Source organism: Floridaenema evergladense BLCC-F167 (genome assembly GCF_041929205.2).
Classification (GTDB): Bacteria; Cyanobacteriota; Cyanobacteriia; order Cyanobacteriales; family Aerosakkonemataceae; genus Floridanema; species Floridanema evergladense.
Genome location: NZ_CM171625.1, coordinates 2,494,874 through 2,518,385 on the forward strand (window position 1 = coordinate 2,494,874; position 23,512 = coordinate 2,518,385).

The 23,512-nt window shown below is 40.5% G+C and carries 18 protein-coding genes and 1 tRNA gene; 7 read left to right on the forward strand and 12 right to left on the reverse strand.

Annotated elements, in window-relative coordinates:
- Nucleotides 1-50: 50 nt before the first annotated feature.
- The 3 genes from ACE1CA_RS12255 to ACE1CA_RS12265 all read right to left on the reverse strand — a co-directional run bounded on the left by ACE1CA_RS12255 (nt 51) and on the right by ACE1CA_RS12265 (nt 6,137).
- A complete protein-coding gene (locus tag ACE1CA_RS12255) occupies nt 51-548 on the reverse strand; it encodes an HNH endonuclease (RefSeq protein WP_413279493.1) in 498 nt (165 codons plus the stop codon).
- 128 nt (nt 549-676) lie between these two features.
- Entirely contained in the window at nt 677-4,459 is a 3,783-nt protein-coding gene (locus ACE1CA_RS12260) for a PAS domain S-box protein (protein WP_413279494.1), read from the reverse strand.
- Nucleotides 4,460-4,868: 409 nt separating this feature from the next.
- Nucleotides 4,869-6,137, reverse strand: coding sequence for an adenylate/guanylate cyclase domain-containing protein (locus ACE1CA_RS12265; RefSeq protein ID WP_413279495.1), 1,269 nt, complete (start codon nt 6,135-6,137; stop codon nt 4,869-4,871).
- A 227-nt stretch (nt 6,138-6,364) separates the two neighbouring features.
- Between ACE1CA_RS12265 and alr the strand changes: the two genes are divergently transcribed.
- Entirely contained in the window at nt 6,365-7,606 is a 1,242-nt protein-coding gene (gene alr, locus ACE1CA_RS12270; protein WP_413279499.1) for an alanine racemase, read from the forward strand.
- Between the two features lie 71 nt (nt 7,607-7,677).
- Here the strand turns inward: alr and ACE1CA_RS12275 are convergent, their stop codons facing one another.
- The 3 genes from ACE1CA_RS12275 to ACE1CA_RS12285 form a co-directional block, all read right to left on the reverse strand.
- The gene (locus tag ACE1CA_RS12275) at nt 7,678-7,896 is read right to left on the reverse strand and encodes a type II toxin-antitoxin system HicB family antitoxin (protein WP_413279496.1); all 219 of its coding nucleotides are present in this window, start codon (nt 7,894-7,896) and stop codon (nt 7,678-7,680) included.
- Nucleotides 7,893-8,117 (reverse strand): type II toxin-antitoxin system HicA family toxin, encoded by a 225-nt coding sequence (locus ACE1CA_RS12280; protein WP_459563660.1) that lies wholly within the window; start codon nt 8,115-8,117, stop codon nt 7,893-7,895. The genes ACE1CA_RS12275 and ACE1CA_RS12280 overlap by 4 nt, the downstream gene beginning before the upstream one ends.
- A gap of 70 nt (nt 8,118-8,187) precedes the next feature.
- The gene (locus ACE1CA_RS12285) at nt 8,188-9,459 is read right to left on the reverse strand and encodes a glycosyltransferase family 4 protein (protein ID WP_413279498.1); all 1,272 of its coding nucleotides are present in this window, start codon (nt 9,457-9,459) and stop codon (nt 8,188-8,190) included.
- 418 nt (nt 9,460-9,877) lie between these two features.
- Here ACE1CA_RS12285 and ACE1CA_RS12290 point away from each other — a divergent pair.
- Nucleotides 9,878-9,969 (forward strand) — tRNA-Ser (locus tag ACE1CA_RS12290).
- 266 nt (nt 9,970-10,235) lie between these two features.
- On the opposite strand, the gene ACE1CA_RS12295 is transcribed toward ACE1CA_RS12290, so the two are convergent.
- The 3 genes from ACE1CA_RS12295 to ACE1CA_RS12305 form a co-directional block, all read right to left on the reverse strand.
- Complete coding sequence (locus ACE1CA_RS12295; RefSeq protein ID WP_486517790.1) at nt 10,236-10,856, reverse strand: sensor histidine kinase; 621 nt, start codon at nt 10,854-10,856, stop codon at nt 10,236-10,238.
- A 179-nt stretch (nt 10,857-11,035) separates the two neighbouring features.
- Complete coding sequence (locus tag ACE1CA_RS12300) at nt 11,036-12,148, reverse strand: IS630 family transposase (protein WP_486517970.1); 1,113 nt, start codon at nt 12,146-12,148, stop codon at nt 11,036-11,038.
- 44 nt (nt 12,149-12,192) lie between these two features.
- Nucleotides 12,193-14,793 (reverse strand): PAS domain S-box protein, encoded by a 2,601-nt coding sequence (locus tag ACE1CA_RS12305; RefSeq protein WP_413277865.1) that lies wholly within the window; start codon nt 14,791-14,793, stop codon nt 12,193-12,195.
- A gap of 224 nt (nt 14,794-15,017) precedes the next feature.
- Here ACE1CA_RS12305 and ACE1CA_RS12310 point away from each other — a divergent pair, with 224 nt between their 5' ends.
- Entirely contained in the window at nt 15,018-15,779 is a 762-nt protein-coding gene (locus tag ACE1CA_RS12310; RefSeq protein ID WP_413277866.1) for a 4'-phosphopantetheinyl transferase family protein, read from the forward strand.
- 195 nt (nt 15,780-15,974) lie between these two features.
- Complete coding sequence (locus ACE1CA_RS12315; protein ID WP_413277867.1) at nt 15,975-17,363, forward strand: ABC transporter substrate-binding protein; 1,389 nt, start codon at nt 15,975-15,977, stop codon at nt 17,361-17,363.
- 168 nt (nt 17,364-17,531) lie between these two features.
- On the opposite strand, the gene ACE1CA_RS12320 is transcribed toward ACE1CA_RS12315, so the two are convergent.
- The 3 genes from ACE1CA_RS12320 to ACE1CA_RS12330 all read right to left on the reverse strand — a co-directional run bounded on the left by ACE1CA_RS12320 (nt 17,532) and on the right by ACE1CA_RS12330 (nt 20,681).
- Nucleotides 17,532-18,299 carry a hypothetical protein gene (locus tag ACE1CA_RS12320; protein WP_413277868.1) on the reverse strand — a complete coding sequence of 256 codons (768 nt, stop codon included), beginning with the start codon at nt 18,297-18,299 and terminating at the stop codon, nt 17,532-17,534.
- A gap of 345 nt (nt 18,300-18,644) precedes the next feature.
- Nucleotides 18,645-19,535, reverse strand: coding sequence for a hypothetical protein (locus tag ACE1CA_RS12325; RefSeq protein ID WP_413277869.1), 891 nt, complete (start codon nt 19,533-19,535; stop codon nt 18,645-18,647).
- A gap of 210 nt (nt 19,536-19,745) precedes the next feature.
- Nucleotides 19,746-20,681 carry a serine hydrolase gene (locus ACE1CA_RS12330; RefSeq protein WP_413277870.1) on the reverse strand — a complete coding sequence of 312 codons (936 nt, stop codon included), beginning with the start codon at nt 20,679-20,681 and terminating at the stop codon, nt 19,746-19,748.
- 108 nt (nt 20,682-20,789) lie between these two features.
- Here ACE1CA_RS12330 and ACE1CA_RS12335 point away from each other — a divergent pair, with 108 nt between their 5' ends.
- From ACE1CA_RS12335 to ACE1CA_RS12345, 3 genes are read left to right on the forward strand one after another with little or no spacing between them, the layout of a single operon-like run.
- Nucleotides 20,790-21,467 carry a C40 family peptidase gene (locus ACE1CA_RS12335; protein WP_413277871.1) on the forward strand — a complete coding sequence of 226 codons (678 nt, stop codon included), beginning with the start codon at nt 20,790-20,792 and terminating at the stop codon, nt 21,465-21,467.
- Nucleotides 21,468-21,491: 24 nt separating this feature from the next.
- Nucleotides 21,492-22,454, forward strand: coding sequence for a lysylphosphatidylglycerol synthase transmembrane domain-containing protein (locus ACE1CA_RS12340; RefSeq protein ID WP_413277872.1), 963 nt, complete (start codon nt 21,492-21,494; stop codon nt 22,452-22,454).
- Nucleotides 22,455-22,472: 18 nt separating this feature from the next.
- Entirely contained in the window at nt 22,473-23,489 is a 1,017-nt protein-coding gene (locus ACE1CA_RS12345) for a glycosyltransferase family 2 protein (protein ID WP_413277873.1), read from the forward strand.
- The last annotated feature ends 23 nt before the right edge of the window (nt 23,490-23,512 follow it).

The window sequence follows — 23,512 nt, forward strand, 5'->3', positions numbered from 1 at the left end:
CCCCAGTCCCCTCTTATAAAAAAACCTGCACTTTATTTCGTGCAGGTCTGTCAAACACCGATAACATACTTTCGCCACTCTTGATGCGTACCGCTTTTTATGTGTTTAGCGACTTCAAAATATAGACTGCTGTACGGTTTTCGCGGTGGATTTCTTAAAAGCATATTTGCTTCTGAGGGCGTGCGGTTGCCTTTTTTGATATTGCAACGGACACAAGCTGTCACCATGTTTTCCCAAGTTTCGCCTCCTCCACGAGAACGAGGTAAAACATGATCGAGGGTTAATTCGTCGCCTGTATAACCGCAGTATTGACAACTATGCCCGTCTCGATGCAATATATTACGTCGGGTTAGGGGAATATCTTTGTAGGGAACTCGGACGTAATGGCGCAACCGAATCACAGTTGGTAAGGGAAATTCTGAATAAACATATTTCCCGTTGTGTTCGACTTGCTCTGCTTTACCCTTGATCAATAGGACAACCGCCCGTCGCCAGCTGGTGATGTTGAGCGGTTCGTAAGAGGCATTTAACACCAGAACCTTGCCCATGAGAATTCAAATTGCGTAAATAAATTACTCATTATGTCAAGATTATAGTCGCTAGAATCTCAGTACCATCATTTGAGTTACTACAAATTTTTTTAAAGATGGAGGAGGGAGACAAAAAACTCTTCAATTTAGAAGTTCCCCTTTTTGCCTGTAAGCAGATAAGTTGTCATTTCTCCTTTGCCTTTGATGGGGATGTTACCTCGTTTTTGGAATTGGTATTTGTCTCTGAGAATTTCGTAGGTTGTGGTTGTGACTTGAATTTGTCCGGCTATACCGTGAGATTCCATGCGGCTAGCGGTGTTTACTGTGTCACCCCATAAATCGTAGATGAATTTTTTGATGCCGATTACGCCTGCGATGACGGGGCCTGTATTTATGCCTACGCGCAGTTGCACGTTTTGTCCGGTTTCGCGGTTAAACCGATCGATCTCTATTTTCATATCTAATGCCATTTCTGCGATCGCTTCGGCATGATCTGGGCGGGGTATGGGTAATCCTCCAACTGCCATGTAAGCATCGCCGATGGTTTTAATTTTTTCTAAGCCATGTTCTTCGGTGAGTTCGTCGAAGGTGGAGAAGATTTCGTTGAGCATTTCTACTAATTCTACTGGATGAATGTTGGCGGAAATTTCGGTGAATCCGACAATATCAGCAAATAAGACTGTGGCTTCTTTAAAGATATCTGCGATCGTGCTTTGTTCTTTACGTAAGCGTTCGGCGATCGGTTGGGGCAATATATTTAATAATAATTTTTCAGTTTGTTTTTGTTGCTCTCGTAAAGCTTCTTCGGCTTCTTTCCGTTTGGTAATATTTTCGACTATGCCTTCATAATAAAGGATTTTTCCCTGTTCGTCGCGGACGGCACGAGCATTTTCGGAAACCCAAATAATGTTGCCAGTTCGACAATAAACTTGGGATTCAAACCCCGATACGCTACCATGTTCTTCAATTAATTTAATAAACTTTGCTCTCTGCTGCGGCTCGATATAAATTTGCCGATCGACATTTTGGATACTATTCATCAATTCTTCAGGAGAATTGTAACCATATAATTTAGCTAATGCTGGATTAGCACTTAAGTAACGTCCATCTATTGAGATTTGAAAAATTCCTTCTATGGCATTTTCAAAAATTTTGCGATACTTTTCTTCGGCTTGTCGTAATGCTGCTTCCGATCGATTTCTTTCCCGAATTTCTATTATTAATTGATGATTGGCTACTTTTAAAGCAGCTGTTCTTTCTTCCACACGAATTTCTAATTCTTCATTAGCTTTCAACAGTGCTTGTTGAGCGCGACGACGTTCTGTTCCTTCCATTGCTAAAGCTACAAAGTCGGCTAAGGAAGAGGCGAAATTCTCTTCTTCTAAAGTCCAATGACGTAATGTTCCGATATGTTCGTGACAGATTATACCCATCATTTGACCACTTAATCTAATTGGTGCGTCTAACATGGAAGTAATGCCTAAAGGAGTTAGGTAATTATCATCAAGTTCGCTGGTTCTAGAATCGTTACGAGCATCATAGACGGTGATAATTCGTTGAGTTTGTAAAGCTTGGAAATAGTTAGGGTAGTCTACAGATAATAAGTCGGTTCCTGAAGAGTGACGATCGCAACTACGCTCATACAAATCTATGCAAGTAATACCAGTTTGTTCAGTATTATATAACCAAATACTTGCTCTTTCTAATTCTAAAGTTTTTGCCGCAGTTTCGGTAATTGCTTGAATTGCTTCTAATAAATCACCGCAGTTAAGTTTGCTGTTAGTTGCTAATTCTAAAAGAGCAGTACTTTGTCTGCGTAAGCGTCTTTCACTTGCTTTTAAACTGTCTTCAGCACGTTTGCGTTCGGTGATATCTCGCCAAACTACATGGAGAACTTTTTCGCCTCGTAAGGGAATGGCAGTGAGTAATATTTCAACGGGAAATTGCGAACCATTTAAACGTTGATGTACCCATTCAAATCGCAAACTTCCTCTACTAATGGCTAAGGCATTATTTTCGTTAGCTTTTTCTAAAGAATAGCTACCATCAGGTTGTTTTTCTGGCGATAATTCAGCTGGATGTAAATTTAATAATTGCTCTTTGCTGTTAGCGCCAATCATTTCTATTGCGGCTTGATTACAGTCGATAAATTTATCGTTTTCTAATAATAGGATTGCATCTCCTGATTGTTCAAATAATAACCGGAATTTATTTTCACTTTCCCACAATGCTTCTTCTATGCGTTTGCGTTCTGTAATATCTTCATAAGTTACCAAAATTCCGACTACGTTTCCCTGTGCGTCATGCAGGGGTATTTTACTAGTTTCTAACCAAACTTCTCGACCATTTTTAAAGTGAAATAATTCACAATACTGAGTAAATTGAATATTACTTAGCATTAATTGTCGATCGATCTCCTGTAAAAACTCTGCTTGGCTGGTGCTTTCACAAAAATCATATTCGGTTTTCCCAATTACGGCAGATGGATCTGTTAAACCGACATCTTCGGCAAACTTTTGGTTACAACCTTGATAAACTGAATTCTGGTCTTTCCAAAAGATAGCTTGGGGAATATTATTCATCACTAAACGTAACATTTTTTGGGAAGCTTTTAAGGCTTCTTCGGCTTGTTTGCGATCGCTAATATCCGTACCAATACACAACAAACCAGTAAAATTCCCTTCTTCATCAAACAAAGCTTTGTTCCGCCAAGCTATCCAAACTATTTCTCCATTACGCCGAATATTTTCGTATTCCTGATGATTGTATGTTTCTGGAACTTGGAGAATTTGTTGAATAAATAATGCTAAATCTTCACCGGAACCATCACTTAAAGAAACTATAGTTCCGACTATATTTTTACCAAGGATTTCGGTTTCTGAATAACCAAAGAAATGTTGAGCGAATTCATTAAAAAAGGTAATATTCCCTTCAGGATCTATCTTTAAAATAATGCTGCTGGCATTTTCTACTAATTCCCGATATTTAGTTTCTGATTCTTTTAAAGCACTGGTCGCTTTTTGCACTGCTAGACGTAAGTTTTCTGGCGATCGCACCCAAATATACACTAAAACACCAGTTAATACAGCTAAAAATCCTCCACCGATTCGCAACCATTGAGAAATCGGTGCTTGTTTCTGCCAACCGCCTACAGGGATTGCTGCTATTTGCCAATAACCATTGGGCAATTTTACTTCTAAAATTACCGGATTTTTAGCAAAAATTGCCTCCTGACCGAAAAACACCTCGCCTTGTGCGCCTAATCCATCTTTTCCCCGCAAAGCAAATTCGACTGTTTGATGAGAATGGTCAATATTTGTTTCCTGATTTGCTGAATTTATCAGTCCCGCTTCTTGAAAAATCGTGTCTTTGTTGACGATTACGCCAGCTAATCCCCAATACCTTCCAGATTCCGGGGGTTGATTGGGAGGTGAAAGAAAAATGGGAGTGCGGTTGATAAAACCTACTCCCCCTTCTACTAAGTTTACTGGCCCTGCAATCACGGTTTTTCTGCTGCTAATTGCTCGTTCGATCGCCTCTCGTTCTTCGGGAACTGATAAAGGGTTAAATCCAATGGCAGCTTCATGACCTTTTAAAGGGTAAATGTGAGTGACGATCAAATTCTTGTACAATGCCACACTGCCAATGCCAGTCTGTTGCGAAACTAACACTTTAGCCAGACGTTCAAATTCTGGTTGGTCAATTTCTGGATGATTGGAAACATAAGCAACTAACCCTCGCGCCAGAAATAATCGGGAGTTCAAAGCGCCTTCTAATTTGGCGCGAACAGTGCTGAGTTGATGCAGCACGTCGGCGCGATTACTTTCTTGGAAGCGCTTTTCTTCAGAGCGATCGATAATCCAGACACCAGCCAGAACTACTATACTTGCTGACAGCGCTGCTATGTAGGGTAAAAGGCGAATTCTCATAGATGTATTGATCGATTCGATAGATCTACCAGATTGATTGGATTTTCATCGCTCAAATAATGAGTCAGTAAGAATGTCACCCTGAAACATCTAGGCTATTCAGCATTTATCAAGAATCCCAAATTTGGAGAAAGGGAACAACCAACAGAGATTACATGACTCAGTTGCACTACAGGAGGTGGAACCTCCCAGATCCTCGTTCCTCGGTTCAACCTGGGAACGAAAATAGGGGCTGCTGCCTCAGAAGTGCAAGACCTGAGATGATTTAAATGCAGAACAGCTTAGTAATAATTTTACCCAGATTTACAAATTAGCCTAAAAAAACGCTCCTCACCTGATAAGGCTAACGATTTATTTAAATATCTAATCTAGCTTAAATTAACAGAAATCCTACTTTATTTTGTTATTTTTACAGTTTTTCAACCAGAAAATAGGTTTTCATTTCACCTTTACCTTTAATGGCGATCGTCCCCCTTTCCTGAAATACAAATTTATTAGCTAAAAGTTTATAAGTAAATTCTGTGACTTGAATTTTATCGGGAACGCCTTGGGATTCCATGCGGCTGGCGATATTTACGGTATCTCCCCAAAGGTCATAAATAATTTTTTTAATCCCTATGACTCCCGCAACTACAGGACCACTGTTAATCCCTATACGGAGACTAAAAGGCTGTCCGTCTTTGGTGTGAAAAATTTTGATCTTTTCTAGCATATCTAGAGCCATTTGCGCGATCGCTTCTGCATGATCCTTTTGGTAAAGAGGAATGCCGCCTGCCACCATATAAGCATCGCCAATGGTTTTAATTTTTTCTAATCCATACTTTTCTGCTAATTCATCGAATACGGAAAAAATTTCATTCAGTAATTTCACTAATTCAGTAGGAGGAATAGTAGTACAAAGTTCAGTAAAATTCACTAGATCGGCAAACATCACGGTTGCTTCAGAAAAGCTATCTGCTATAGTCTCCTGCATTTGTAGTCTGGATGCGATCGGCCCAGGTAAAATATTAAATAGTAACCTCTCCGTTTGTTCTTGTTGATATTGCAGTGCCTCTTCAGCAATTTTGTGGTTAGTCACATCTTCTACTGTCCCTTCGTAATAAAGCAATTTACCTTGAGAATTTTTTACACTATGCGCTTTCTCAGCAATCCAAATTAAACTATTATCCTTGCGCTTAACTAAGGATACAAATCTCTGAGTACTGCGGTTTTTTTCCAAAACAGAAATGAATTTATCTCGTCTTTTTGGCTCAACATAAATTTGCTTACTAATATCTGTAATTGTGTTAATAAGTTCTTCGGGAGAAGCGTAACCGAGAATCTTTGCTAAAGCTGGGTTAGCACTGATAAACCTACCTTTAGGCGTACTTTGGTAAATTCCTTCAGTAGCATTCTCAAAAATACTCCGATACATTGCATCCTGCTTAGTTTTTGATTTTTGTATTAAGTTGACAAATAAATAAATTATGAATAACAATATAAATAATCCCAATAATTTAATTCCATCCCAGCTTTCCCAAAATTCTTGGAGGCCGATCGCAAATAATTCATCTCTAACTGATTGCATGAACCATTGTAATTTAATCTCTAAATAAATAATGGCTAGAAATGCGATCGAACAAATCCAAGGTAATGAAAAATAGATAATTGATTTGTCAGTAAAGATGATTCGCTTCATAATTCCCAGAGATATTTACTATAGTTTAGCTTGAGAAAAAATATTTGTAGAATGATATTAATACTGAAATTAACCTTGGCATTCTCTGTTAGCTAAATGTAAAATTTACTTACTAACGAGTTAATCTAGTCACAATTTAGCCTGTTTAATGTTGCCAAACAGTCAGGCATTTTCCGGGTAGACTTGGCAAATGGTGATTATGTGTGAGTGATGAAGGAGTGAGACGGATGTTAAGTTGGGAACAAACCGCTGCTTTAGCTGCAATGCGATGTGAGCGTGCTTGGGTAGAAATAGATTTAGCAGCTTTAGCTCACAACGTACAGCAAATAAAAAGTCTTTTAGCACCTCAAACACAACTGATGACAGTGGTAAAAGCAGACGCTTATGGTCATGGTGCTTGCACTGTAGCGCGAACAGCCTTACAAGCGGGAGCAAGTTGGTTGGGAGTAGCGACAATTCCAGAGGGAATAGAGTTACGTCAAGCGGGAATCAAGGCACCAATTTTAATTTTAGGGGCAACGAATACGGCTGAGCAAATTCGAGCGATCGCCCAATGGGAACTGCAACCTACTCTTTGCACGCCCCAACAAGCTTTAATTTATTCGGAAACTTTGACTTCTCTGAATCAAACTTTACCTGTGCATATAAAAATAGATACCGGAATGTCTAGATTAGGAACTAACTGGCAAGAAGCCGCTGATTTTGTCCAGCTAGTTTATCATTGTCCAAATTTAGAAATAGCTAGTATCTATTCTCACTTAGCAACTGCCGACAGTCCCGATCCAACAATAATGAAAGAGCAACAGCGGCGATTTGAAGAAGCGAAAAAAGCGATACGCCTAACGGCACGCTACGCGATCGCAACTCGTTTAACTGGCACAAAAATTAACAATTTAGGTAGGCAATTCCCCCGACTACATTTAGCAAATACAGCTGCTACTTTAACCAGTCGCAACTTACACTATGATATGGTCAGAGTTGGTTTAGCTACCTACGGACTTTACCCAGCAAATCATCTAAAACAAGTAGTAGAACTCAAACCAGTCATGCAGGTAAAAGCTATAGTTACCCAAGTTAAAACTATTGCTGCTGGTACTGGTGTGAGCTACGGTTATCAATTCATTGCCGATCGAGAAATGCGTTTAGCGGTAGTAGGAATTGGCTACGCAGACGGCATTCCCCGCAATCTTTCTAACAAAATGAAAGTTCTAATTCGCGGTCAACAAGTACCCCAAGTAGGAGCTATTACAATGGATCAAATCATGATAGATGTTAGTGCGATTCCTGATTTACAAGTAGGAGAAGTAGTAACAGTTTTAGGCAAAGATGGCGACTTGCAAATTGGTGCTGATGATTGGGCAGAAATTTTAGGTACAATTTCTTGGGAAATTCTTTGCAGTTTTAAACATCGTCTCCCTCGCGTAGCAATAGGTGAAAGCAAAAGGCAGAAGGTAGAAGGTAGAAGGTAAAAAGGTAGAAGGTAAAAGTAGAGGTATTTCCCCTACCCCAGTCCATGAATTGGTCGGAATCACTAAAAGCATCAAGCAACTTGAAGTGTACTGGGATTGGGAATCACTTCACCTTCTGCCTGCCAAGCCTCCAGGTACATTTCAAGCACCTCTTCACCATTGCGAATCGCTTCTTCACGAGTTTTTCCGTGAGTGCAAGGCATCACGACAAGATCAGAAAACTCCGGGATTGTGACCAGGAAAAGTTGATCCTCATCAGACCATTGAACAATCATGCTGTATCGATTCATGAATCCCCGTCCTCTCTCAACTCTTCCACTTCAGCCAGGAGTTTTGCGAGTTGTTTTTCTAGGTAGAGTGGCACATCATCTCCATCCTTGCCTGAGATTGTCAGTGTTTTTCCAATCAACGGATGTCGCCAACGCTCATGACTACCCTTGCCGCGCTTGGGCAAGTAAACAAAGCCTTCACGCGCAATTTGAGCTTTCAACTCTCGAATCTTCCTGGGCATGGATATTATTTTGGCGTTCTACTCCATTTTCTCACTTCCCCCCTTTTCAAGCCACTGTTACGCAGCATTCCTAAGCGCTCACGCTACTTAATTGTTTTGCTTTTGGTTGTTTGATTAAGTCGAGATAAAGGTTAGTTAGTTGAGAAGCAACTCCATCCCAACTAAACATTTCTTCGACTCGTTCTCTGGCATTTACTCCTAATTTGTCGCGCCATTCTGGTTGGTTGAGAAGGCGATCGATCGCCGCTGCAAAAGCAGCATCATCTTTGGGAGGACAGAGTAAACCAGTTTGTTCGGGCTTAATCGTAAATTGTAAACCACCCACATCACTGCCAATCACTGGTGTCCCACAAGCCATCGATTCAATTGTTACTAATCCAAAGGGTTCATAGTGACTGGGAACTACAGTTACATCAGCTGCCGTGTAGTAAGTTGGTAAAATCTCTCGACTCAATCTTCCGGGGAAAATTGTGATATCGTTTAACCCCAATTCGTCTACAATGCTGGCAATGCGATCGTACTCTTTACCATCACTGTGTCCGGGGATAAATCCACCACCAATAATTAATTTTAGCTGGTATTTTTTCCTAGATTCGCATTCACCAACTGCCCGCACTAAAGTTTCAATTCCCTTGCGGCGATCGAAACGACCCACATATAAAATTACCTTAGTTTCTGGGTCAATTCCTAAATTTTCTCTAGCTGCTACTCGACTAATAGAACCAAAATGGCTGACATCAGTACCGCAAGGAATAATGTCAATTTTGCCTTTTTGAGAAACTAAACTTCTCATGTGTTCTTTTTCTTGCGGACTAGTTGCTACAATTCTATCAGCCGTTTCTAGGACTGCTTTTTCTGTGCTTAAGCGAGTAGTAGCAATCATGGGAATTGTGGTGACAGATTTATATTTAACTGCACCTAAAGAATGATAAGTATGCACCTGTTTTATATCAAGTTTCTTTTTCAGCTGCATCCCCACCCAGGCAGAAAGCCAATAGTTAGTATGAACGATCGGATAATTAATTTGATTGTCTTGCTGAAATTGCCGGAAATTCTGCACAAATTCTGGTAAAAACGCAAAAATATCATCTCTAGGCACAAACTCTTCCGGGCCAGCATTTAAACGAATTGTGCGACAATTAACGCTATGTTGTACAATCCTATCTTGTTGGGGATTAGCTTTGCGGGTAAACATATCAACTAGCCAACCTTTTTGTGCTAAAGCTTGACCAACTTGACGCACATAAACATTTTGCCCGCCAGCTTCTTCTTTACCAATTTCGATCGCCGGATCTCCATGCACCGATATAAGAGCAATGTGCTTTTTGCTTGGGGAAAACATAGTTTTGTAATTGTTGTTGAAAAAATGACAGCCGAAACAAGAGGTTTTTGAAATTAATAGCCGCCTGATTAGCTTTAAGATTAAATTTGAGCTTTTGATATTAAGATTAGTAGTTTAATTATGGAGTAGCATCAGCTATGGGAGGTATTGATCTTTGCAGGTGGAAATATTACTTAAGAGTGAAAAGATTTAAAGGGAACTTAGTACCAGGACTAGGAACTGAGAAATTTTGATTTTCCATTTTCGATCTGAAAATTCCTTTTTCTTTTATTTTCCTCCCAGTCCCCAATCCCCAATCCCCAGTCCCCAATCCCCAATCCCCAATCCCCAATCCCCAATCCCCAGTAGAGCCGAAATTTTTTAGTCAAAATACTAGATTATCTAGCAAAAGCGTGTTATTATGAGATACTGTCAGCTTGGAGAGGTGGCTGAGTGGTCGAAAGCGGCAGATTGCTAATCTGTTGATGGACTCGTAAGACCCATCCGAGGGTTCGAATCCCTCCCTCTCCGTTTTTTGTCTGGGACTGGGGACTGGGGACTGGGGCGAGTTTTGAGTTTTGAGGGACGGGTAAGAGCAGGTAAGTTTGTAGTCATAGCATGAAGAGTTAACAACAAAACCCATCCCATCCATACAGGGTTTTACTGCCTCTGTGTCCCCAGGGCTAATTCATGGTCAACAGAGAAATTGATTTGTGTAGGAGAGATGATGCAAACAAAGGAAAAATCATCGCTTCTCTTTCTCCCCTTGTCCCTTTGCTTCTGGAGTACTCCTACTGCTACACGAGGGGAAGTAGGACGGTGAAGGTTGCGCCTTTTCCATAGCCTGAGCTTTCGGCTTGAATTGTACCACCGTGTAGTTCGACTAGGTAACGGACGATCGCTAATCCCAAACCTAAACCTCCGTAAGCACGAGTAATGGAACCGTCCTCTTGACGGAAGCGATCGAAAACATGAGGCAAAAAATCAGCACTAATACCTCTTCCGGTGTCGCTGACTTGAATTTGCGCTTGATTGTTGATTCTAGTGAGGCGAACTTCTACTTTTCCGCCATTGGGGGTAAATTTGACGGAGTTAGAAAGCAAATTCCAAACAATTTGTTGTAAGCGAGTACTGTCACCCATCACCAGTCCTACAGAGTCATTAATATGAGAGCAGATTTGAATATTTTTCGCTTCTGCTGCTAGATTAATCGAAGCGATCGCCTGTTCAATTACCAAATCTAAGGACACAGGTTCAACTTGTAAATTTAACCTGCCACGAATAATATCAGACATATCTAGCACATCTTCTATTAGTTGTGCCAAAGCTTTGGTATTGCGGGAAATAGTTTCGATCGCTTTACTCACAGTTTCTGGGCTAAAATTCCTCGTTGGCAAAAGCTTCGCCCAACCTAACATGGAATTTAGCGGAGTCCGCAGTTCGTGAGAAATTGTGGCTAAAAACTCATCTTTGAGACGGTTTGCTAAAGCTAACTCTTCTGATTGTTGCTGTAAAGTTTCCTTAGCTTTTTGTCTTTGAATTGCTTCAGCAAGAATATTTGCTCCAGCTTGCAGAAAGTGAATAAGCTGTTAAGCATTTAAACAGGGATAAGAGCATTACCTTTATTTTTAAGTTTTCGCTCCCATTTAATAATTAACTGTCCTTCATTTAAAAGTTGATGCAATAAATATTCTAATTCTTCGATTGATTTAAATAGTCGATTAGCAATAAATTCTTTTGCTGAATGCCAAACTAATTCAATTAAGTTATAATCCGGGCTATATTTGGGGAGAAACTCTAAATGAATATTGGGCATTTCGGCAGCAATTTTCTGGAGATATTCAGCTTTTTTGTGGAAACTAGCATTATCTAGAATTATCACTATTTTGGCTCCTTTTTCCGCAAATTCATCGGCTTCATTGCCAGCAGCTACCCATTCAGCAATCAATTCTTGATAAAACAGTTTTAGCACTTGATAAAAACTTTCTGAATTGCTTTTATCCAGAAACTCCACAAACCTTTTCTTGTCGGAATACCTCAGCCCTCCCATTACATTAATCCGACCCTTTCTTCGCTCTCCCCTCACCTCTTTTCGGCTACCTTTCTTACACCAATTCTTTCTTTTTATCACGCTTAAACTAAAACCGCTTTCGTCCCAAAACCATACTTGTAAACGTTCTGGGTTATCTTTTTCTATTTTTAAATATTCGGTTATCTTCTTTTTAAATTCTTTTCTTTTTTCCGGCTCTCGCTTTCCCTCTAAGCTGTACTTCGCCCAGAGGTAAACGAACTTTTTTTTCTCTAATATTCTCCTAACTTGCGACCCACTTAATTTTATTCCTGTCGTTTCTGCTAAATATGTTGCTAATCTTTCTGCTGTCCATCTGCCAAATTCGTATCCTAATTCTTTGGGTTCTTTATCTACTGTCTCTAATAATATTTCTCTATATTTATCTGTGGCTTTTTGATGATTCCCCTTCATCCTTTCATCCACTAGGCTTTCCAGATTATCTGGATCTCCATGTACGCACCAATAAGATACTTTATTTATTGAACAGCCCAGAAATTCCGCTATTTTACCTTGAGTTTTTCCATCATTTAGCAACAGTAACATCAGAATTCTTTCTCTAATGTTTCCATTTTCTTCATCTTTTAGGGCTTTTTGTAGCTTCTCTACTTGTTCTAAACTCAGATGATTCTTTGCTGGCATTCCCTGACTCATTTTGCTCGGTTGACTTTTCCATTTTACCCTATTTAAATGATTAACAGCTTATCATCTTGGGTAAAGCTATATTTACTGGTGGTATGAACTTGTAAAACACCGAAGGGTTGGGGAACTCCGGCAATAATTGTGCTTAGTCCACTGATGATTTGATATTCTTGGCAAAAACGGGAAGGAGTAAAGCGAGTTTCCGCAGCTAAGTCACTTACTATTAGTGGTTCGGAAGCGTGTAAAGTATAACCTGCTTGAGATTGCAAACCTGTGCTAACTATGCTTTGTCCGATTAATTCTTCTGGGAGGCCGTATGCTGAACGCATAATCATTTGTTGTTTCTCAGGCAAAAGTTCTAGAATTTCGCAATATTCAACTTTCAAGATTTGAGCACTTAAACTGGTGGTTTCTTTCATTAATTCATCTAAGTTGATGCCAGATAGGGCTTTTTGTCCTAAACTGGCGATCGCTGCTTGTTGTTGGGCGCGAATTCGCAGCTGTGCTTCTGTGCGTTTACGATCGGTAATATCGATCGCAGCGGCTGTAATACCGACAATTTCTCCTCGATCGTCTTGCAATGGCTCTACAGTTAAGTCATAGTAAGAAAACTCTCCGATTTTACTGGCCTGAACTTCTTCCCGAACGCCATTCCCAGTTAATAATACTTTCTGTTTGATTTCGGTTAATTTAGCAGCATCTTCTGGGTGCATCAGTTCGGCATCAGTTTTGCCCAGAACTTCTTCTGCTTTGTAACCCAATCGAGGATTATAAATCCAAGTGTAGCGGAGTTCTCGGTCTTGGTTGAAAACTGCGATCGGGGAATTTTCTAAAGCAATACGGAAACGTTCTAAACTTAACCGCAAAGCTTCTTCAGCACGTTTGCGCTGAGTAATATCATGAGTGATACCCAGAATTTGATAGAGTTCCCCTTGTTCATTCAGCAAAGGAACATAAGTAATAATTACGGTGTAAGTACCATAATTAGCCAATGTAATAGTGCATTCAAAAGTCTGAGTAGTTAAAGTTTCTACTGTCCGCAGTAAGTATGGTAAATAACCATTGGTAACTTCTGGTGGATGTATTTCTTCATCCCGACGACCTAAAAATGCTTTTAGTGGCATTTGCGTTCGGCGCAAACCTTCTGCATTGACGAACTGTAAGCGACGTTCCGCATCATAAATGACAAAGGTATCGGGGATGTTGTCAACTGCTGCCCGAAACCTTTGTTCGCTTTGCATTAAAGCTTCTTGCACCTGTTTTTGCTGGGCTATTTCTATTTCTAGTTGGGCGGTACGTTGTTGAACTCTTTGTTCTAGTTCGGCGTTCAGTTGGTAAATTTTTGCTTCGGCTTGTTTGCGTTCGCTAATGTCTCGCCCTTCGGGAATTAATAATACTACTTTACCGGATTCGTCGCAGATTGGTTTGATAGAAAAGTCGATCGTCCTGACTGTATCTCCGGCACCTAAAACTTCTACTTCGTAGCGAATAAATTGGTTGTTGGCGGCTTCTTTAATTGCCTGTTTTAATCTTTCTTGAGTTTCTGGGGAAAGTGTCCACCAGCGGGTTTCCCAAAATGGGCGATCGATCGCATCTTCTCGCTTTAATCCGCCAAACTTTAAAGCTGTTTCATTAGCTTCAATTAAAATCCCATTTGGTTGCATCAATCCGATAAACTGAAATGTTTGATTAAAGATGGCGCGAAAACGTTGTTCGCTTTGTTTTAATGCTACTTCTGCTTTCCTTCTTTCTTCGATTTGCTGCTGTAATTCTATATTAATTGCTGTTAGTTGGGCAGTGCGTTCTTGAACACGAAATTCTAATTCTGAGTAAACTTGTTCTGGAGATTCTGGTATTACACTCGACGTTTCGCTCTCGGTTTTGCGATGTTCGCTTAAGTTTCGTGTTAATTTACAAAAACCTGTTAAATTTCCCTTCTCGTCTCGCAAAGCAGTAATTATGGCATTTGCCCAAAACCGAGTACCATCTTTGCGAATTCGCCAACCTTCATTTTCAATATACCCTTCGACAGCAGCTATTTGCAAGTAGCGATCGGGATTTCCTCGATCAGCATCCTCCTGGGGATAAAAGCAAGAAAAATGCTGTCCAATAATCTCTTTTGCTGCATATCCTTTGAGGTTTTGCGCCCCTTGATTCCAACTAATTACTAACCCTTTTACATCTAATAAAAAAATTGCATAATCTTGCACTGATTCAATTAGCGATCGATATCTAGCTTGACTTTCTTGTAATGCCTGCTGCCTCAATAATACTTCTTGGTTAACGCTCATTAATCGATCGATAATTTTACTAATAAAAACCCCTTCTAAAATAAATAAAATCAACCTAATATTTTGACTGATACTTTGTTCTCCAAAAAATAATTGAGAAGGTGACAGAAACAGGTAGTCGCTAATTATTGCTGACAAGATTGTAGCAAAGATTCCTGCCCGAATTCCCCCAAACAACGCACTGATAATCACACCAGTAAAAAAGAGGAGAAATGGGCTTTTTATATCATAAAACTGTTCGAGGAGTAACTTTACCCCAAGAACTAAAACCACCGTCAAAATTGCGATGCCATAGCGCAAAATTGTTGAGGGTGGAGAGTTAAGTTTTCCTGTTATGTTTATGTTATCAGTCAAAGTTCCATCACCTTGAGTAAAACTAATCAGTAAAGAAGAGTTGCTTCTTCACCGCAAAAATTCACCTCTTATTCCGAGTTTATCTGTAAGTTATTTTTTGCTGCGATCCAAAGTTTGTTAAATTTTCTTATAGATCTACTCCTTCAGCTTGGTTTTACATTTAAACTCCTAAACTAAGTTTAATAATAAATTTTGATCGGAGAGTAAGACATTCTATACTTTATATGATTCTATGGCATTTTCCCCCAAAAAATTTAAGTCTTCGCAAAGACTCTCTACATATTTGGCGTGCTGATGTAGATTTACCAATAGATTTGTTGACCGCTTTAGCCGTAAATTTGTCCTGGGATGAGCGTCAGAGGGCGGATAGGTTCTATTTTGAACGAGATAAAAAAAGATTTATTGCTTGTCGAGGATTATTAAGAATGATTATCAGTCACTATTTAGATTTAGAGCCATATAAATTAAAGTTTACATACTCGCCGCGAGGCAAACCGGAACTAGATAATAATCATACCCAGGATAGATTGTGTTTTAACGTATCTCATTCTCAAAATTTAGCAGTTTATGCGATCGCTCTAAACCGAGCAGTTGGCATTGATCTAGAATATACTCGCCCTCTCTCTGACCTACAACAATTAGCAGAACGCTTTTTTTCCCCAAGTGAAGCCAGTATAATTAATGCTCTGCCAGAAGCACAACAGCAAGAAGTATTTTTTCGCTTATGGACAATTAAAGAAGCTTATCTAAAAGCTACAGGAGAGGGATTGGCTGGACTGCAATCGATCGTAGTTTCTTTTACACGGGAAAACACTATTAATTTATACAACATAGAAAATAATGTTCTGCTCAATTCGCACTGGTTTTGTACTGAATTTAACCCAGAACCAGAATATAAAGGTGCTTTAGTTGCAGAGCGAAAAGACTTAGAAGAGAATACAGTAGAATATTTTACTTTAACAACCGACTATATACTGAATCATTGAGTAATGAATTCTAGTTTTCCGACTTCTTCAAGAGGTTGGGAAGCTGGTTTTTTCAGATTTTTTAGCGTCAATAAATTATTTTTGGCGAAACTTTATAGAAGATGCTAAAGTTTTTGTCAACCAACTGAAGGTTAAAATAAGACATTTAATTTTACCCTGTTTCTGTTGTTGACTGTGGAGAAATTCAGTAGCCAAATGATAAACAGACCGACAAAGCCAAATGGACTGACGCTAAAAACAAAAATTGCTCTCGCTATAATCCCATTAATTACAGGCTTTTTGACCGCAGCCTGTCAAAGTACCAGTACCAACAACGCTGGTACTACCACTCCCACCCCCACAGCCCAAAATGCTGCTACTACCCCTACTGCTGGTACTCCTGTAGCCGCCTCAACACCAGCGGCTACAGCGACGGGGAATGGGTTGCGAATTGGTTATTTGCTACCCGCCACTGGAGACTTATCTTCCATTGGACAACCAATGATTGCCGCTGTGCCGTTTTTAGTAGAAACTGTCAATAAATGTGGTGGTGTCAACGGTCAACCTGTCACCTCAATTTTGGAAGATGACCAAACGAAACCGGAAGCTGGTGCAGCGGCAATGACTAAACTGGCAGAAGTGGATAAAGTTACCGGAGTCGTGGGTTCTTTTGCTAGTAGCGTGTCTAGTGCTGCTGTAGATATTGCCGCCCGGAACAAAGTAATGTTAATTTCTCCTGGTAGTACGAGTCCCGTCTTTACAGAAAGAGCTAAAAAAGGCGATTTTCAGGGTTATTGGGCGCGAACTGCCCCACCGGACACTTATCAAGCTCAAGCTTTAGCTAAACTAGCCAGCGAAAAAGGCTTTAAGCGAGTTTCTACGGTGGTAATTAATAATGATTACGGTGTGGGTTTTGAACAGGAATTTGTGAAAGCCTTCAAAGCTTTGGGGGGAACGGTAGTTAACGAAGCTAAACCGACTCGTTATGACCCAAAAGCGACTACGTTTGAATCAGAAGCAGCGGCGGCTTTTGCGGGTAAACCTGATGCGGTGGTTGCAGTGTTATATGCTGAAACTGGTTCTTTGTTGCTGAAGTCTGCTTACGAACAAGGGTTGACGAAGGGAGTTACGGTAATGCTTACCGATGGCGTGTATTCTCCTGAGTTTCCGCAACAAGTGGGCAAAACTAGCGATGGTAAGTTTATTTTAGCTTCTGCGATCGGAACTGTTCCCGGTGCCAACGGTCAATCACTTACACAGTTCACTAAATCTTGGGAAGCAAAGGAAAAACGCCCCGTTAGCGCTTTCGTTCCTCATTCTTGGGATGCCGCTGCTTTGTTAGTTTTAGCAGCACAAGCTTCAAAATCAAATACTGGGGAAGGAATTAAAAGTAAAATTCGCGAAGTTGCTAATGCCCCAGGTGAAGAAGTAACCGACGTTTGCAAAGCATTAGAATTAGTCCGCCAAGGCAAAGACATCAATTACCAAGGTGCTAGCGGCAACGTTGACATAGATCAAAATGGGGATGTTGTCGGCAGCTACGATGTCTGGACTGTCTTAGACGACGGTAAGTTGAAGGTAACAGGGAAGGTTAGCCCAAAGTAGGACAAGGGGACAAGGGGACAAGGGCGAGTTATGAGTTTTGAGTTTTAAGTTGGAGGAGTTTCAAGTTAGATACTTTTCTTGCTCCCCCGCTCCCCTGCTCCCCTGCTCCCCCGCTCCCCCGCTCCCCTGCTCCCCTGCTCCCCTGCTCTCTACCTGTTCCCCATTCCCTTAGAATGCAAATCCGGGGGCAAAGTTGTAGCCTACACCGAAGATGAACCCAAGGGCTGCATCTTTAGTGGTAAACCCCAGGTTCAAGCGACCTGTGGCGGTAAATTGCCTGGTGATGGGAAAATCAACTCCCCCAGTAATTAAGCCGCCCACATTACCGCTGCCAGTTGTAATTAGTAAGCCACCACCAACGAAAGGCAGGATGGGAGTATTGTTTATAGTAAAGTCCCATGTTATTGGTAAGAGAATGTCGAAGTCATCGCTAAATATCAAGGCTGGTCTGGCAGAAAAATTGCCACCTAAGCCAAATCTGGCAAACAGAGTAAAGCCTATATCTCCTAAAGCTGTGCCACCAGCCACCCCCAAGTTACCACCGATGCCTATGTAACCGCTACCTGGGCCTGTCCTTCTTGGTTCAACATTGCCAAATTGTGCAACTTGTGCTTTTGTTTTAGGTTGTTCTAATAAAACTGAGGCTGAGGTTTCTGTTGTACCTGGAATGGGTTCGTTTTTTGTCTCTGTTTCTTCTGATTGAACTTTTAGAGCAACTGGTTTTGGGGATAGGGGAATTTCTTTTGATGTTAGAATTAAATCTTGGTTAAATAGGTTGCTGTTCAGGATGGGCTGATTGTTTGGATTGTCATTATCAATTGTTTCAGCTTGGGCGGGTAATCCATTAACAGTAGTTAAGGATACAGTTAATCCACTGGCGATCGCCGCAACATAAAGAAAAAGGTGGCGTTGAAAATCAAAAGTAATATTATTCACGGTTACTCCTCACAAAGACTTGGTTTATTGCCAAAAGTCAAATCACACTGTATTTAATTTTATTCTATATGGTTAATTTTAGCTATCTTCATAAATTTTCCTAGTTAATCATATAAATTTTTAAGTTAAGATTTAAGGTAAACAACTATACAACAGGTTAAAATTTTGCTTGGATAATTCTTAATTTATTTAACAATAGTTAATTAACGATACAGTCAGAGACTAATAGTATTTTTTATCACAGAATTGCCTAAAAATATAGGATAAACACCCCTTTCTTTACAGAAAGGGGTGCAAGACAAATTTCTGGAAAATATGCAGACAATCGCCTAAACTAATTCAATCTTAGAATTTAAATCCTCGACCAAAATTGTAACCGATACCCAACAATAGACCGACGGTGGTAGTATCGACAAAACCTACGGTGACGCTGCCTACTGCGGTAAAACTCCCGCTGATGGGAATATCCACACCGCCTGTTAAGGCAAGACCAGCATTTCGATCGCTATTGGTAGTGATAATTGCTCCCAGACCGACAAAAGGAGCTAAATTAATTCTTTGAAATGGTTCGGCGGCGATCGGAAAATCGTAAGTTATCGGGATGATAAAGTCAGTATCATTGGAAAAAACCACCATTGGTCGCACAGATAAGACTCTGGTTAAACCAATTTTACTAAATAAGGCAAAACCATTATCTCCGATCGCACTTTCACCAGTCAAACCAATGTTACCGCCAGCACCAACATAGCTGGAACCAGAACGAGTTTCTCGTCCTGGTTCTACTTCATATTGTTGCGCTACTTGGGTTCTTTTTTTGGTTCGAGAATTGCTAGTTTGAGAAATTTCTCTGCTTCGGGTAGAAGTGCGGGAATTAGAATTAGCAACAGGTTCGCCTAGCAGGTTTGCTGCTGAGGTTAGGGTTGTGCCTGGGACTGGCGCACTTTTATCTGAAGGTGTAGAGTTTATGGGTTGTGCTGTGGGATCGATCGCAGATACTCTATTTAGTTGGTCAACTATGCTTAAATTACTTGATGAGCTTTGTAGCGACTTTTCCCTTGCAAAAAAAGGACTAGTCGAGAGATGTGCCAAGCTTTGCTGATTTTGGGCAACCATCCATTGAGGATTACCTGACATTTGCATTGCTGTTTCAGCTTTGGCGGGTAAAGTACCAATCCCACCAGTCACGGCTGTAAGGCTTAACAGAAAAATAGTGCGCTGCAAGAAAAGGTTATTCACAGTCACTCCTCACAAAAAAGTGGTTCTACCTTAAAATATCAGTGAAATCTTATACTAAAGTTTAGTCTATAATTTTAATTTACGGGATTTTTATAAGTTTTGCTACTAACCGTGGAATGATTTTCGGGCCAGTAAAAAGCTGTAGATAATCTTACGAGGACGGGCAAGATGCCCATCCTACGGTAATAGGGGAAAAGGTGGTTCAGAAATTCATAAATTGCTTGTCGCAGCAAGTACTTGCCGAGAGATGAAAGGTAAAATGGCTTTGTTTTTACTGTGGGCTTTGCCTTCGGTAAAGACGATTAACAAGTAAGGTGGTTTGTCGGGAATCTCAATGTAAGCAGCATCATGACGTACTTGACTTGTCCAACCAGCTTTTGACCAAATTTGAGCACTTTGGGGGAGTCCCCCACCGAGAAAACCTGTAAGTTGATTTTCGTCGTCGGTGTTTAAGTCAACCTGTTTTAGGTCACGTTTCATTAATGCCATCATTGCTTGGGATGCTCTGGAGGATACCGCAACTCCGCCAATAATGCTATGTAGCAAACGGGCGGTGGCGTTGGTAGTTAGCATATTGCGATTTTCCATCATTTCTCCGACAAACAGGCGTTCCCGCCCGTAGGGACCATCACACCAAGTTTTTTGGTTGACGTTGATGGTTTCTAATTCTGCCCATCCCAGAGAATGAAAGTAGCGGTTAACGATGTTTCGCTGCAATTTCCAGGTTTCAAATGGCCCAGTTGTGAGTTCTGGCCCACTGGTGGTACCTGTTAATACATCGACAATTAAGCTGGTGGCATCGTTGCTAGAGTCAACGATCATATCGCGGATGGCTCTTTCTAACTCGGCGGAGGTTTGGATCATGCCTTTTTCGATCCATTCGTAAACGGCGACGAGGTAGAATAGCTTGATTATACTGGCGGGATAAATGCGATCGAACCCCCGATAATTAAAACCGCGAACTTGGTGTTGCCAAAAGGTTTCGGGATTTAAGGCACCTCCAGTGTTTACTACTACCGGAGGGTCGTAGACAATCCAAGTCATCGCTACTTGGTTTTGACCTAATTCGGGGAATTCTGCCCAAGTTGCCTGTAAAATCTGATTACTCAGACTTTCTAGTTTTTCGTCTTTGCGGAAAAAGCTCATTCGATTGCTAGATGTAAATTGTTCATGGTTGATTTTTAACTTTACCCAGGAATATTTTAGGCAAAGTCACTTCCGATCTCTGAAGCACTCCTGAAAGTAGTAGGTGTTATGAACCTTAGTCTATCAATTGAGTACATCTGCCAAACAGACCTCAATATATATGATTCTCCTAGCTGTAATCGTTTGGCAACTCAGGCTAAAGTGGGACGTTACCTGAAAGTTTTGCCGGAGTCAGAGGAAATGGCGGTTTCCGTGTGTTTGGTGGAGGATAATTACCCAGGATGGTTGTTAAAGGATGATTTAAAGTTGCTAGTAGGGGCAGAAGTAGCATATCAGGCGATCGCACTCTCTAGCGCAGAAATTCAAAATAAGTTACCCGAAATCATTGCCTTTACCCAAAATGCCATGAAACAACCCAATTGTTACCTTTGGGGTGGTACATTAGGGCCAAATTATGATTGTTCGGGACTGATGCAAGCTGCTTTTGCTGCTTCAGGAATTTGGATTCCCAGAGATGCTTATCAACAGGAGGCTTTTTTAGAAAAAATTACTTTTGAGGAGTTACAACCGGGAGATTTTGTGTTTTTTGGAAATCGGGAAAAAGCGACTCATGTAGGACTTTATTTAGGCAATAACTGTTATATTCACAGTTCTGGGGAAAAGTTAGGACGAAATGGGATTGCTATTGATGAACTTTCCGATCGAGGAGATGAAGTTAGCAAAGGTTACTATCAGCAATTACGTGGTTTTGGCAGAGTGGTGAGGGGACTGGGGATTGGGGACTAGAGACTGGGGATTGGGGATTGGGAAATGACAATAAGTAACTCGATCAAACAATTATTGGCAAAATTTAAACCCTATTTGCGGTGGGTAATTTTGGGATTGACGCTGTTTTTCCTGGCGAAAGTATTGAAAGATCATGCGGCAGGAGTGGCGGCAATTAGAATTAATGGTAGAGGATGGGGAATTTTAGCGATCGCTCTTACCATCACCTTACTAGCACATATTTGGTCAGCTTGGGTTTGGGTGTGGATTTTTCATTATCTTAAACAACCAATTACCGCAGCTTGGGGAATTCCCGTTTACTTAAAAACAAACGTTGCCAAATATATTCCTGGTAATGTTTGGCATTTCTATGGTCGGATTGTCGCCGCTAAACAACATGGTGTTTCTTTAGAAATCGCCACTGTTTCTGTCTTATTAGAACCTTTGTTAATGGCAGCGAGTGCGCTAATTTTTGCTGTAATCGGCATTCCCTTGATTTGGTCAAAAAATTCAACTTTTTTAGGTTGGCAACTTTTAGGATTAGTGGTAGTCTTAATAGCTATTCATCCCCGAATTTTAAATCCAGTGATTCAAAAGCTGAGTAAGTTAAAACAAAAGTCAGGTTCAGTAAAGGTTGAGGGAACTGCTTTGTCATTGGCGAGTTATCCTTTAGTACCATTGCTGGGAGAAATCTGCTTTGTGGGATTAAGGGGTACAGGATTTCTGTTAACCTTAAGGGCGCTTGGTGCGATCGAACCAAGTAAAATTCCATTACTGTTCACAGCTTTTAGTTTAGCTTGGCTTTTGGGTTTAATAGTTCCCGGAGCCCCAGGAGGACTGGGAGTTTTTGAAGCTACAATACTAACAATTTTAGGTTCCAGCTTTTCGCCCGCCTTAATGTTAGCTACTGTTGCTTTATACCGCTTAATTAGTATTCTGGCAGAAATTGCGGGGGCTGGATTAGGAAGTTTTTCCCAACTAATTTTAGCTAAAGATAATTGCAGTTAAAAAATTTGAGGAGTGACCATGACTGCGATAATTTACCAAAACAGTGTTCGACAAAATACTTTTCCCTATCAACTAAATGTATCGGTAGTAGTGCCGATTTACAATGAAGTAGAAAGTATACCGCATTTAATTAATGCGATCGCTAATGCTTTGACAAATTCAGGACTCAACTACGAAATAATTTTAGTAGATGACGGTTCCAAAGATGGATCTACCCAACTACTCCGAGAACAAGCAATACTAAGAACAGATTTAAGAGCAGTTTTACTAAGAAGAAATTACGGGCAAACTGCGGCAATGGCAGCAGGTTTCAACTATGCCAAAGGACAGGTTATTGTTACCTTAGATGGCGATTTACAAAACGATCCTGTTGATATACCCTTGTTAATCGCAAAATTAGAAGAAGGTTATGATTTAGTCAGTGGTTGGCGGAAAAATCGCCAAGATAGTGCTTTAAATAGACTGCTACCTTCTAAAATTGCTAATTGGTTAATTGGCAAAGTTACAGGTGTAAAATTACATGATTATGGTTGTTCTCTAAAAGCATACCGTTCCGAACTAGTTGCCGACATGAATCTTTATGGCGAATTACATCGCTTTTTACCTGCATTAGCTTACATTGAAGGTGCAAGAATTACCGAAATTCCTGTCCGTCATCATGCACGTCGTTTTGGTCAAAGTAAGTATGGTTTAGGACGAACTTTTCGGGTATTAATGGACTTGCTAACTATTTGGTTTATGAAGAAGTTTCTCACCCGTCCCATGCACGTTTTTGGATGGTTGGGTTTAGTTTCCATGTTTGCCGGAATTACAATTGGCAGTTATCTAACTTTTGTGAAATTAGTATTAGGAGAAGAAATTGGTAATCGTCCCTTATTGGTTTTAGCAGTTGTGTTGTTATTAACTGGCGTGCAACTATTTAGCTTTGGATTATTGGCAGAATTGCTAATGCGAACTTACCATGAATCTCAAGGAAGACCAATCTACCGAGTGAGGGAAGTGGTGGATGCGATCGAACACCATACAGAACGATAGGTGTATCCATAGCGTTTAGCTAT